This is a genomic window from Vibrio aquaticus (assembly GCF_003970385.1).
Taxonomy (GTDB): Bacteria; Pseudomonadota; Gammaproteobacteria; order Enterobacterales; family Vibrionaceae; genus Vibrio; species Vibrio aquaticus.
This window is the reverse complement of record NZ_RXZH01000002.1, coordinates 1-13,473: the sequence shown is the minus strand read 5'-3', so window position 1 is coordinate 13,473 and position 13,473 is coordinate 1. Positions and strand designations below refer to the sequence as shown.

Here is a 13,473-nt window from a genome sequence, read left to right as displayed (position 1 = left end):
CTTGCTCAAGTAATGCTAATTCGGATGAATCGGAAAGCAGACGGAAGGGAATCGAGATATAGGTACACTCACTAACCTGTGGCCAATGAGTGTGGAAGGTAGATTACTTATCTTGCTGTTCGATAAACTGAGTCGGAGACATGCCAAAACGATGTTTGAATCGTTGACTAAAATAAGAAGGGTCATTAAACCCACACTCGAAGGCAACGTCTGATACTTTCTCTCCAGCCAGCAAACGGCGACAGGCATTATCTAAGCGCACCTCGGTAAGATACTCGGTAAATGTTTTCTCGATGGCCGACTTCAAACGCCGCTGGAGGCTACGCTCCGAAACAAACAACAGTTTTGCTGCTGATGATGTACTAAAGTCAGGGTCGGCATAGTTTTCTTCAACCAGTTTGACAACCTTCTCTAACCAAGGGTCATCATCATTCAGTAGTGGGCTCTCACTATTATTATTCACTGTCACTATTGAGTGCTCATCAAAAATATCACTGGCTTGCCAAGTAAGCTCCAGCAGATTTCTTTCGTCTGACACATGAATACTCATTTCCCCGCCACTTTGCTCAACCAAAGAGCGAAGGTTTTGCACGGTAGAAGTCAGCATAGACGCACTATCTAACCCTTCACCTTGATCAAGCATGGAAAACGTCACCGTCTCATCTCGGTGAACCAACTGAATAATCACTGTTTGATTTCGGTAACAACGTTTTATCACACCATCAAATAATAGACTGAATATCTCATCCAGATTGAAGTTGACCAAACCTATATAAAGTTCATCTTCAGCGTCTAGTTCAACGCTAATGCCCGCCTTGGTGAGTTCATCTTTCCAACCACTTAAGGCTGATTGCAGCGTTAAAGTTAGGTTGTGCACCGGCAGAGCACTGCCATTGGTGGAGCGAGTATTGGCAATCAGATCCAGCTCACGTGTGACATGCTGCACGACCGAGTTAGGCGTAGCCTCCCCTATCGGCAACAGTTTCAATTTGTCTTTTAAAGCGGAAACCGATTGCAAGAAAATCAGCCTTCTCACTTGCAGTTGCTTACGGAGTTGCTGGTTATTCGTCAGCAAGATTCGACTTTGGTGACGTAATTGGTTGGTTTTGAGCGCGACTTGCCCTTTTAGTTCTCGGTTCGCCGCTGACATCAGCCTTGAACGCCAATAAACAGCAGAGATAACCACTAAAATAAAGATAACGATATAAGCCACAATCGCACTGGTGGTCATAAACCATGGCTCTGTTACAGAGAAAGAGTAGCTTTCACTCTGCCCCTGCACCTTTCCACCACGCAGAGCACGAACATCAAGCTTGTAGTGACCCGGCATTAAATGCTGGATCGTCAATGTCGTGCCATCAAGTTGGAGCCACTCAGAGTTATCATTCAGTCGGTATTCTAAATCCAAATTATCCGCTCTTGGGATCACGCCAAACTGAAAAGTGATGGATTCTCGGTAGTCTAGTTTGGGTTTCGTTGAGAATGTAATTCCGAGCGAGTAAAGCTGCTGGTCTCGTTTCACTTGACTGAAGATCACTTGAACTTCTGGGAGTCGACTTACTACCAATTCGTGAGTATTCACTTTCACCAAGCTACTCTTTGTGCCTAGCAAGAGAACTCGATTATTGTCACTACTGTAGCTACATAATCCAGGTGAGAACTCATTATTAATCAGGCCAAAAGGTTCACCATAATGATGGATAACCTCACCACTTTTGTCATAACGAGACAGGCCCGCAGAGGAAGTTAACCATATCCCGTCTTGATTTTGCAGCAAACATTTCGGGGTAATATGGCCATTAACCATGGTGAGTGGTTTAACTTGGCTTTGGTGCAAACTGAGCTCATACAAACCATAACGAGCCGCAACCCACACTTCATCCTTTGACGGCTGAGCGATATCAATGACCTCACCGAAAGGTACGCTCTCTCCAACAAAGAGCACTTGCCCATCTCGCAGTAAGTAAACGCCATGCTCTGTCCCCAAGACTAACGCACCTTGCTTCGTCACTTTCATCTCAGTTAATTGAGCAGGAAGATATTTTTCGAGCATCCACTCAGAGCCGTACTGAGTTAACTTTTTCGTATCTAAATCATAGCTCCAGAGGTGTTCTCTACTGGCACCCCATACTCGGCGGTCAATCATTTCCAAAAAGTCGACACGAGTCTGCTTAAGAAAGGGAGGGAGTGCATCTTCTATTATCTCACCGCTACTGCCGTCAATGCAGATAATCCCGTCATCGGTGGCGAGCCAAAGTACTCCATCACGATCTTCTATATCATGGACTTTGCCGTTAAATATTGGTGTACGTCTGCCATGGGCTGATAAATTGATCTGATAAACACCGGTATCGGTCAGTGCCCAATAGCCGTCACGATTCGTTGCCTGAAGCAATTTTAGTAGCGTCTCATTCCGGCTAGTGAAAGAGAGCGCGGCGTTAGGAAAGCGGTCAAACTTATGGGAAAACAAAGAGAAGTAACGAACCCCTCTGTCTGTCGCAATCCAAATTCCACCCGCATTGTCATTCAGCAACGAGTAAATTTTTTCACCAGCAAGTTCATTTCCGGCAAGGAAGCCTTGATCAAATCGCTTGGTTTCGCCGGTCAAGAAAGAATAAACAAACAACCCTTTCTCTGTCCCAATCCAATACTCTTGATTAGTTTCAGTAATGCTTAAAACATGGCTGCCTGCGATCGTTTTGATCGGTTCTGCAGGGTTCACAATATCGAAAATCAACGAGCCATTGAGTGTTCCGATGATCAACTCTCGGCGTTTATCAGAGAAATAGAGCTTCTCAACATAGTTCTTTCCTGAATTGGGAATATGTTCGAACTCATTGCCTTTAGAAAGGTAAACCCCTGCGTTGGTGGCTAATACCCAGCGCGAAAAGATGAATTGAGCATCATTGATGAGGATCTTGGAAGACTGATTATATTGATAGACTTCCATAAGAGAGAAGGTTTGAAACTCTTTGCTATCAACGTTGTACGTGTAGAAGTTGCGCTCATCTGACAGCCATATAAAACGCTTTGAAGCGCCCATACGGAGAATTTCACTCCCGGGCGTGAGGCTAAATATCAGTTCTTTTTCTTGATTGGGAACCGTTCGATAAACTTCATTTTGGAAAAAGGTCCAAAAAGCATTGTCAATAAACGCCACTTGCTCTGCTTCGAAGTCTAAAGCAGAGCCCACTTCCGGCATAATACTTTGTCCATCAAAGAACAAAACTTGGTTACGAACATCTTGTAACCAGATACCGCCACCATCAGATAGAAACAATTGTTTAGCCGCAAAGACTTTACCTTCAGCCTGAGAAGGCAAAGGATAAAATACTTTCAACGAGGAATTGGACGCCATTGTGTGTGCAGAAAAAAGCACCACACTGAGCATCCATATGAATCTAATCAATGGCTTAAATCCCTAGCAGCAAAAAGTAAACCTATAGAGGCCTACCATTGTAATCATCACGCTTATTATTTTGTGATAATAATTATCTAGGAATTCGACAGATTAACAAGTCACAGCAGGGAATTATTGATGACTTTTTAAAGGGCCTCACAAGTCGAATCGTAAGCTAAAGGAAAAGTGCCTTTAGCTCACAATTTCAACGATGATTTAAGCCAACAGACACTACTGGCTTAAACAACGGCTAAAGCTGTCTGCTAAGTTCTGCTTTAGTTGGAAGTATCCACCTTGCTCAACCTTCACATCCGATCCAATTGGATCTAAGACATCAGTGTTGGCATCACTGCCTCGGACCACAGACTGCACAACGGCTGGTGTAAACTGAGGCTCTGAGAAAACACATTTTGCATCTTGGTTAGCAAGGGCTTTACGGATTGAAATCAATGTTTTCGCCCCCGGTTTTCTATCTGGGCTTACAGTAAAATATCCTAAGTGATTCAAAGGGAAGTCTTGCTCAAAATAGCCATAAGCATCATGGAATACGTAGTAACCCGCCTCAGACACTGGCGCGAGTTGGGTTTTGAACGCTTCTTGCTGCGCGGCAAGCTGAGACTCAAACTGTGTTAAGTTTGCTTGGTACTGCTTAGCATTTTCAGAGTCAATCTGTTGTAGCTGCTGTGTGATCGTTTGTGCCACTTGCAAGGTTGGTTGGTAACCTAGCCAGAAATGCGGGTCGTGGCTGCCATGATCATGACCATCATGATGCTCGTGCTCACCGCCAAATTCTCTCAGGGCCAATCCTTCGATTTCACTAAGGGTCAGTACATTCGATTGCTCATGTAAGATTTTAGACAGGAAAGGTTCGAGATCATCACCAAACCAAATCACCAGATCCGCGTTACGCACACGCTTTACATCGGATGGTTTAAGCGCATAGTCATGAGGGGACGTGTTAGATTCGAGCAACACACCGGGCTCACTGATACCTTGTGTTAGCTCTAGAGTAATCAGTTGAATGGGTTTGATTGAAGTTAAAATGGTTGAAGCTTGGGCAAACGCGCTGCCCATCATGGTTAGCGCACACGCAAAAATAAAACGTTTCATAACGAAATAGATTACTCTCTGGTTTAACGGACCAACAAATGTTACATTATAACAATATTCAATTGCAAATGAGTTCCATTCATGTCGGCACTGGTCGAATTAAATGATATCTGTGTTCAGTTTGACGAACGCAACGTTCTCGACAAGGTTAGTCTACGCCTCGAACGAGGTAAAATAACAACGTTAATCGGCCCCAATGGCGCAGGTAAATCAACACTAGTCAAAGTGTTGTTAGGGCTTCAGCGCCGCTATTCAGGCAAATTAATAAAAACCAAGGGCCTTAAGACTGGCTACGTACCGCAAAAGCTGAAACTCAATGACTCCTTGCCTTTGAGCGTTGAGCGCTTTTTACGACTTGCCGGAAAATTCAGCCAACAAGAGCTTAATGAAGCCTTGACGCTTGTTGGCGCGCAGCATTTACTCAAAAACAATATGCACTCCCTCTCTGGTGGAGAAAACCAGCGCGTCTTACTTGCCCGCGCCCTACTGCAACGTCCAGATCTCTTGGTACTTGATGAACCCGCTCAAGGTGTGGATGTTCAAGGGCAAATCGATCTCTATGAACTGATCGATACGATTCGTCACCGATTCAATTGTGCGGTATTTATGGTGTCTCATGATTTGCATTTGGTTATGGCAAAAACCGATGATGTGATCTGTTTACATCATCATATTTGTTGTTCAGGTGCACCCGCAGATATTGCTCAACATCCTAAATATATTGCCTTGTTTGGTCATGCGAACCATCAATCACTTGCTTTCTACCACCACCAGCACGATCATCATCACCATGATTTAGCCGGGCAACCTGTCTCCGGTGACAGCTCACAATGTTCTCATCATTCTCACGGTCATCATCATGATTGAGTTTTTATTACCATCTATTCTTGCTGGCCTCGGTATCGCTCTTATCGCAGGACCTCTTGGCTCTTTCGTTGTATGGCGCCGCATGGCCTATTTTGGCGACACCCTGGCTCATGCATCTTTGATGGGGTTAGCATTAGGCTTCTTACTCGATGTGAACCTCTATTTGGCCCTCACAATCTGCTGTTTGGCTTTAGCCGTTATCCTCGTAACGTTACAGAAACAGCAATTGGTCGCGACCGATACTTTACTGGGTATTCTCGCTCACAGTGCGTTGTCACTCGGCCTGGTTGCCGTGAGCTTTTTAGACAACGTCCGAATCGACTTAATGAGCTATCTATTTGGTGACTTACTGGCAGTCACGCCTGAAGACCTTATTTATATCTACGGCGGCGTTCTTGTTGTTGCATCAGTATTAGGTATCTTCTGGCGTTCATTACTCTCCACAACGGTCAATGAAGATCTTGCTGCGGTTGAGGGCCATAACGTTGACCTAATGCGACTGGTTTTAATGTTGATGGTCGGCTTAGTGATTGCCATTGGTATGAAATTTGTGGGAGCACTGATCATGACATCACTGCTTATTATTCCTGCGGCAACGGCTCGCCGATTTGCTCATGCACCTGAACAAATGGCAATGCTTGCTTCTTTGATTGGTGGTATTGCCGTTCTGCTTGGGCTCTCCATGTCATGGCATTACGACACGCCGGCAGGGCCATCGGTCGTTATCAGTGCAACCGCTATGTTTATGCTCAGTCAGCTACATCGCGTTAAGAGCTAATAAGTTCCATTAAAAACGCCAAAATTAAAAAAGCCGATGTTTTCACATCGGCTTTTTCATACTTGATAGTCAGCGCTTACGCACCTTCGTTATGCAGCTCTAAGTTAGCGAGGTCTTGCTGAATCTCACGTTGAACTTTCGCATCATCACTGCGCAGAGACTCAAGAAACTCTAGATACTTCTGGTCGATATCACCCGTTACGTATTCACCGTTAAATACCGACGCTTCAAACTTAGCGATATCTGAATTACCGACACCTACCGCATCAACCAAATCTTCGAGTGTTTGGAAAATCAGTTCATCAGCACCAATCTGCTTACAGATGGCGTCGTTATCACGGCCGTGGGCAATGAGCTCACTCGCACTTGGCATATCGATACCGTAAACGTTCGGGAAACGGATTTCGGGTGCTGCAGAGACCATAAACACTTTGTTTGCACCAGAGTCGCGCGCCATTTCAATGATCTGTTCTGATGTGGTACCGCGGACGATTGAGTCGTCAACCAAAAGAACGTTCTTATCTTTGAATTCTGAACGAATCGCATTGAGCTTACGGCGAACCGACTTCTTACGCTGCTGCTGACCCGGCATGATGAACGTGCGACCAACATAGCGGTTTTTTACGAAACCTTGGCGGTATGGCTTATCAATCGCCTGAGCAATTTGCAGTGCGATATCACATGAAGTTTCTGGAATTGGGATAACCACATCAATATCCAGATGACTAAACTCATCACGAATGCGGTCACCCAGCTTTTTGCCCATCTCTACACGAGCACTGTAGACCGAGACTTTATCAATGAAAGAGTCAGGGCGAGCAAAGTAAACAAACTCAAAAATACAAGGGTTCAATACAGGGTTATCAGCACACTGCTTAGTATGCAGCTGGCCATCGAATGTCGCATAGATTGCCTCACCAGGCGCAACATCGCGGACAAAGTCAAAGCCAACTGCATCCAATGCTACTGACTCAGACGCCACCATGTACTCAGTCGCACCATTGATTTCACGCTTACCTAGGCATAGAGGGCGAATGCCATTAGGATCGCGGAACGCAACCATGCCATGACCGATGATCATCGCGGTCACGGCGTAAGCGCCTTTGATTGCACGATGAACATTGGTTACAGCGCGGAATACATCATCTGCATTGACATTGCCTTTGACTGTGTCAATTTCGTGAGCAAGTACATTTAATAAGACTTCAGAGTCAGACGTTGTATTAACGTGGCGGCGATCTTTTTCGAACAGTTTCTCTCGAACTTCTGCCGCGTTGGTTAGGTTACCGTTGTGAGCAAGTGTAATACCGAATGGAGAGTTTACGTAGAAAGGTTGCGCTTCAGAAGCACTTGAGCTACCCGCTGTTGGGTAGCGAACATGACCAATTCCGACTGTACCTTGTAGGCGCTGCATGTGTTTTGCTTCGAACACATCCTTAACCAAACCGTTCGCCTTACGCAGACGGAAACGATTGCTTTCTATGGTACAAATACCCGCAGCATCTTGGCCACGGTGCTGCAATACCGTCAATGCATCATAGATAGACTGGTTTACAGGCGAAGTGCCCACGATTCCAACAATACCACACATGTCTTAACCCTCGATTTTAGACAATGACTGGCGCGTTAGAGCGCGCCAGATAAGAAACTAGATGTTGCTTGTAAGTGTTCGAAGAAAGGGGCAATAACACGGCTAAATTCCGGTACCAATTGCGAACCTTTCCACCACTGTGATTCAGGAAACGATGTAAACGCATCCATAAAAAATAGTGCGGCAGAAACAATAAGGACTCCACGTAGCCCTCCGAAGACGATACCCAGTACTCGGTCTGTTCCTGACAAACCTGTTTTTTGCACGAGTTGGCCAATCACATAGTTAACGATGGCACCAACAACCAGTGTGGCAATAAACAAGGCCGCTATCGCTGCTCCGTTACGAATCATTTCATCTTGGATATTGGAAAAGTACACCGCGAGTTTTGCGTAGTACTGGCTGGCAATAAAAAATGCCCCAAACCAAATCACTAATGACAATGCTTCTTTCGCGAAACCGCGAACTAAACTGATCAAAGCAGAGAGCCCGATCACACCTAAAATGACGATATCTAATGTATTCATTCTGTACTTACATCTTAAGTTGGCGCGCATTTTAACAGAAAAAACGCTGACGCAAACGTTTTCTTATGGGTTTAGTGGTTTAAATTTGAGCAATTGGCCTTTTGAGCCGGTGATTTTTTCTAATTCAATAATCTGGCGTTCCAATTTACTCTTCGATACATCCGGACCAATAATTACACGGGTAAAACCATTCTCGGGTTTGGTATGAGCCTGATAACCTCGTTTTTGTAAGTCATTAACCAGATTTTTTGCATTGTCTGCATTCTTTAATGCCATCAACTGCACAATCCAACCAGAATCTTGGTATTCATTTCTTTCTGGGACTTCTTTCACCACCACTGGTAATGGTTTGTCGTCCTCTGAAGAATCACCGTATTCGGTCACTGCAACTGGCGTATCCGGTAGACTGTGTGAATCATCAACAGGATCCATCACCTCGAAACTTTCGAGCTCACTGTCGAGTTCAGGTTTTAAGGGGATACTCGCAATCTCTTCTTTATAGTGCGTTTTCTTACCATCTAACACATCCGGCAGTACGATCACGCCTATCGCCACTAAGATGATGGTACCCACTAAACGGTTTTGAAATTTACTGGCCATTTACGCTCCTTTCTTTTGCCAATGCTCTAACACTTCGCCTACGGTATGGAAAGAGCCGACGACTAGGATGACATCTTCTTCATTTGCGTTTGTCATTGCAGATTCAAAAGCACGGATAGGCGTTGAGAACTGCTGTGTTGCTTTAGGCAGGTATTGGCATAACTCTTCTGCTTTCGCCGCTCGAGGGCCTGACAGTGACGCTGGATACCAATTGGAAGCCACAGGGGCTAACACTTCAAGTGTGGCTTGAATGTCTTTGTCGTGGAGCATAGCGACAACCGTATGAATCGATTGATTTGGGTATTGCTTAGCAACACGCTCTACAAGGTACTCTGCAGAATGAGGGTTGTGGGCAACATCAAGGAGAATGGTTGGCTTGTCGTTTAATACCTGCATACGCCCTGGGAGCGTCGCATTCTCTAGCCCTTTCACGATATTAATGTCTGTAATATCTAGGTTAGAGGTCGCTAATGCCATTAATGCAGTCGCTGCGTTTTGTAGAGGTAAGCCCGGAACGGGAAGATCTTCTAGCTCATAAGAACCGTGCGTCCAACGCCAACTTTGATCACTGACTTGCTCATAGTTGTATTGAATCTCGACTTGGAACAGCTCTGCACCAATGTCATCAGCGTGCGCCGCGACTGTAGATGGCGCTTTTGGCTGACCACAAATCGCAGGTCGATTAGAGCGATAGATGCCCGCTTTTTCAAAGCCGATAACATTGATGTCATCGCCTAGCCAATCAACATGATCAATCGCTAGACTCGTAATAACCGATACATCATGATCAACCACGTTTGTTGCATCTAAGCGGCCACCTAAGCCCACTTCTAACAACACGACATCGACTTTTTCAGTTTGGAATAATCGCAACGCCGCAAGCGTACCGTACTCAAAAAAGCTTAAGGTAATATCACCACGTTGCTTCTCGATAAAATCGAAGGCTTCGGTGTGCTTTTCATCTGGAAGATCTTGACCATTGACTCTTACACGCTCGTTGTAGCGAATAAGATGAGGAGAGCTGTAAACACCAACTGAATAGCCTGCATCGAGTAAAATCGCTTCCATTAAAGCGCACGTCGAGCCTTTGCCATTGGTACCAGCAACGGTGATGACGGTAGGTGCAGGTTTGGTGAGGTTTGCTGACTTAGCGACAGCTTGGACACGATCAAGACCAAGATCGATCGCAGAAGTGTGGATGTTGGTTAAATAATCAAGCCACATCGCGAGTGGAGATGTGGCTTGAGGAATTTGGGTTTGACTCATCTAACTTAAACCAATGAATTGTGGTTGCCTGTTAGTGAGTTACTTTACCCTTTTTCGTCTGCTTCTGGTACAGAATAAGCAGCTTCATTTGGCGAATCGTCGACTGAAACCACTAAAGGTGATGGTTTATTGTTCATCTTCGCCATCAAGCTACCAATACGCTGGCGCATTTCGCGACGGTCAACGATCATATCGATCGCGCCGTGGTCTAATAAGAACTCACTGCGTTGGAAGCCTTCTGGTAAATCTTCACGTACCGTTTGCTCGATAACACGACGGCCAGCAAAACCGATCAACGCTTTTGGTTCACCAATATTGATGTCGCCAAGCATTGCTAGACTCGCAGAAACACCGCCCATTGTTGGGTCTGTCATAACTGAGATAAACGGTAGGCCTTTCGCTGACATACGCTCTAGCGCTGCACTGGTTTTTGCCATTTGCATTAGAGACATCAACGCCTCTTGCATACGAGCACCACCACTTGCAGAAAAACACACTAGACCACAGTTTGCTTCCATTGCGGCTTCTGCTGCACGAACGAAACGCGCACCAACAACAGAACCCATTGAACCACCCATGAATGTGAAGTCAAATGCACAAGCAACGATAGGCTGACCTAACAGCTCACCTTTCATTACGACCAATGCATCTTTCTCACCACTACTCTTTTGAGCAGCAGAAATACGGTCTTTGTATTTCTTAGAATCTTTAAACTTCAGCTTATCTTGTGGCTCAAGTTCATTTGCAATTTCTACACGATTGTTTTCATCAAGGAATGTTTCTAGACGACGACGCGCCTTCATTCGCATGTGATGGTCACATTTCGGACATACTTCTAGGTTACGCTCTAGTTCAGCGTGGTAAAGCACCTGCTCACAAGAAGTACATTTAGTCCATACACCCTCAGGGATAGACGCTTTACGTGAGCTTACGATGTTGCTTTTTTCTAAAATCTTTTCAAGCCAACTCATGGAAGACCTTTTCTCTCTATTCCCGCGCGCAATGCGAAGGATACAAATTCTGAATTTACGCGTGAGGATTAAAGCATATTAAATGCCAAGTGTAGACAAAAAACTGGTTGTACCTATTTTCTGAATAGATCTCTCACGCACTAAGAGTCTGATTATTTCGACAATTTACCACGGTTTAGTTCAAGTTGTCTGGCAAAAAAAGTGGCCCAATCGGCACTCTTGGCAATTCGAATTCCGCCGGGTAATCAACGTCGACTAAGTAGAGTCCTTCAGCTTTCGCCGTTGCTCCTGCTAACTTACGATCTTTCACTGCTAGAAGCTCTGCGATCCACTGAGGTTCTTTTTCACCACGACCCACACAAATTAAGCTGCCGGTGATGTTTCGTACCATATGGTGAACGAACGCGTTGGCTTTGATATCAATCACGACATATTGGTTATGACGAGTCACGTTAATGTGCATCATATTTCGCCACGGGCTGCGCGATTGGCAATGTGTCGCTCGAAACGAGGTAAAGTCATTTTCACCCAGCAGGTATTGCGCTGCTTGGTGCATTTTTTTCTCGTCCAGCTCACCATGATAGTGGCTCACACCAGACGATAAGATGCCTGGGCGTAGTGCGCTGTTAAAAATGATGTAACGGTAGCGACGTGCAGTCGCTGAGAATCGCGCATGGAATTCTTCTGGCACTTCTTTAGCCCAACGAACAGCAATGTCGTCAGGCAAGTTAGCATTAGCACCCATCGTCCACGCGACCATTTTACGAGTTGCGGTGGTATCAAAATGCACGACTTGCCCAGTCCCGTGTACGCCTGCGTCTGTGCGCCCTGCACATTGAACTTCGATGGGGTGATTAGCGACAACACTTAATGCACGTTCTAAATTCTCTTGAACGCTCTTTACGTCTCTTTGGCGCTGCCAGCCATAGTATTGAGTACCATTGTATTCGATACCTAAAGCAATTCTCATCAGGGTGTTCTCACAGGATTGACTAAAATGGGGCGGGAAGTATATACCAAAAAATAAGGGGGCTAAACCGCCCCCTCTAGAATTAAACCTTACGATTTGTCGATAAGATCAATGAGATTTTTGGCTTCTCGACGAATCTCGTCATTACCATCAACAACGGCCTCTTCCAGTAATTTACGTGCGCCTTGCGCGTCATTCATTTCCAGGTAGATTTTGGCCAGATCGATTTTGCCTGCAGCTTCAGAGTTCGCGTCAACATCCATTCCTCCGCCAATGTCCCCAATTACATCAGGGAAGTCATTAAGACCGACATCCAGTTTAAGCTCTTCTTCTACGGCCATCTCTTCTTCAGACTCAACTTCAGCCATCAACTCATCAATCGTTCGATACTTGTTAGCCTGCGGATTGAACTCGTCTAGATTTGGCTGATCTTCCCAGTTCTCATCCAAGACTTGCGCCTGTTCTGGCAAGTTATCTTGCGACCAGACAGCTTGATCTTCTTCTGGAATATCATCAGAGATCTGTGCTTGCTGCTCATCGGACAAACTGAAACCATTCCAGTCTTCCCCAATTTCAAGCATGGCATCAATATCCATCCCTGCGCTGTCCGAAGTAGTCTCGTCAAGCGGTCCGTCAAATGAGAAGCTCGCTGGCTTTTGCTCGCTTTCAGACAGCAGCTCGTCAAAAGCACTTTCATCATAGTCTTGCAGCTGCGCTAAGTCTTCACCTTGAGGCGCACGTTCAGTGTGTAGTTCGTCAAGGCTAGGCAGTTCAACCGGTTCAAGCTCAAAGTCACCACTTTCTTCGGGCAAATCTTCTGTTGAAGATTCCAAATCAGCCAGCAGATCTTCCTCGTTGTACTCAGGTAGTTCTAAGTCATCGAGCTCTAGCGATGATTCTTCCGCTTCAACCTGCTCTGGCTGTGCTAACTCAGGCTCTGGCATGTCCAGTTCAGGTGCAGCAAAGGCATCGGCTAACGCTTCTTCTCTGTATTCTGGGAGCTCTAGGTCATCGAGCTCTAGCGCTGGCTCTTCCGCTTCCACCGGCTCAGGTTGCGATAACTCTGGCTCTGGCATGTCAGGTTCAGCAAAGGCATCGGCTAACGCTTCTTCTTCACTGTATTCTGGGAGCTCTAGGTCATCCAACTCTAGCGCGAGATCTTCCGCTTCAACTTGCTCTGGCTGTGACAACTCTGGCTCTGGCATGTCAGGTTCAGTAAAGGCATCGGCTAACGCTTCTTCTTCGCTGTATTCTGGGAGCTCTAGGTCATCGAGCTCTAGCGCTGGCTCTTCCGCTTCCACCGGCTCAGGTTGCGATAACTCTGGCTCTGGCATGTCAGGTTCAGCAAAGGCATCGGCTAACGCTTCTTCTTCACTGTATTCTGGGAGCTCTA

11 protein-coding genes are annotated in these 13,473 nt (G+C 45.7%); 2 read left to right on the top strand and 9 right to left on the bottom strand.

Annotated features, from left to right (window positions below; genetic code table 11):
* Nucleotides 1-103 precede the first annotated feature (103 nt).
* Both EJ063_RS06025 and EJ063_RS06020 read right to left on the bottom strand, forming a co-directional pair.
* Nucleotides 104-3,358, bottom strand: a complete 3,255-nt coding sequence (locus EJ063_RS06025; protein ID WP_126573935.1) for an AraC family transcriptional regulator — start codon at nucleotides 3,356-3,358, stop codon at nucleotides 104-106.
* Between the two features lie 273 nt (nucleotides 3,359-3,631).
* On the bottom strand, nucleotides 3,632-4,510 hold the full coding sequence (locus EJ063_RS06020; protein WP_126573135.1) for a zinc ABC transporter substrate-binding protein: 879 nt from the start codon (nucleotides 4,508-4,510) through the stop codon (nucleotides 3,632-3,634).
* 81 nt (nucleotides 4,511-4,591) lie between these two features.
* On the opposite strand from EJ063_RS06020, the gene znuC reads away from it, so the two are divergent.
* Both znuC and znuB read left to right on the top strand, forming a co-directional pair.
* Nucleotides 4,592-5,377, top strand: coding sequence for a zinc ABC transporter ATP-binding protein ZnuC (znuC, locus tag EJ063_RS06015; RefSeq protein WP_126573134.1), 786 nt, complete (start codon nucleotides 4,592-4,594; stop codon nucleotides 5,375-5,377).
* Entirely contained in the window at nucleotides 5,370-6,155 is a 786-nt protein-coding gene (znuB, locus tag EJ063_RS06010) for a zinc ABC transporter permease subunit ZnuB (protein ID WP_126573133.1), read from the top strand. Before znuC ends, znuB begins: the two co-directional genes overlap by 8 nt.
* A gap of 76 nt (nucleotides 6,156-6,231) precedes the next feature.
* Here the strand turns inward: znuB and purF are convergent, their stop codons facing one another.
* From purF to EJ063_RS05975, 7 genes are all read right to left on the bottom strand, one after another.
* The gene (gene purF, locus EJ063_RS06005) at nucleotides 6,232-7,746 is read right to left on the bottom strand and encodes an amidophosphoribosyltransferase (protein ID WP_126573132.1); all 1,515 of its coding nucleotides are present in this window, start codon (nucleotides 7,744-7,746) and stop codon (nucleotides 6,232-6,234) included.
* Nucleotides 7,747-7,781: 35 nt separating this feature from the next.
* Nucleotides 7,782-8,273: a CvpA family protein gene (locus tag EJ063_RS06000; protein WP_126573131.1), complete on the bottom strand. Its 492-nt coding sequence runs from the start codon at nucleotides 8,271-8,273 to the stop codon at nucleotides 7,782-7,784.
* A gap of 63 nt (nucleotides 8,274-8,336) precedes the next feature.
* Complete coding sequence (locus tag EJ063_RS05995) at nucleotides 8,337-8,873, bottom strand: SPOR domain-containing protein (RefSeq protein ID WP_126573130.1); 537 nt, start codon at nucleotides 8,871-8,873, stop codon at nucleotides 8,337-8,339.
* Nucleotides 8,874-10,139 (bottom strand): bifunctional tetrahydrofolate synthase/dihydrofolate synthase, encoded by a 1,266-nt coding sequence (folC, locus tag EJ063_RS05990; RefSeq protein WP_126573129.1) that lies wholly within the window; start codon nucleotides 10,137-10,139, stop codon nucleotides 8,874-8,876. It abuts the gene before it with no gap.
* Nucleotides 10,140-10,183: 44 nt separating this feature from the next.
* Complete coding sequence (gene accD, locus EJ063_RS05985) at nucleotides 10,184-11,110, bottom strand: acetyl-CoA carboxylase, carboxyltransferase subunit beta (protein WP_126573128.1); 927 nt, start codon at nucleotides 11,108-11,110, stop codon at nucleotides 10,184-10,186.
* A gap of 175 nt (nucleotides 11,111-11,285) precedes the next feature.
* Entirely contained in the window at nucleotides 11,286-12,080 is a 795-nt protein-coding gene (gene truA / locus EJ063_RS05980) for a tRNA pseudouridine(38-40) synthase TruA (protein ID WP_126573127.1), read from the bottom strand.
* 89 nt (nucleotides 12,081-12,169) lie between these two features.
* The coding region (locus EJ063_RS05975) for a FimV/HubP family polar landmark protein (protein ID WP_279630374.1) at nucleotides 12,170-13,473 on the bottom strand (1,304 nt) is incomplete at its 5' end.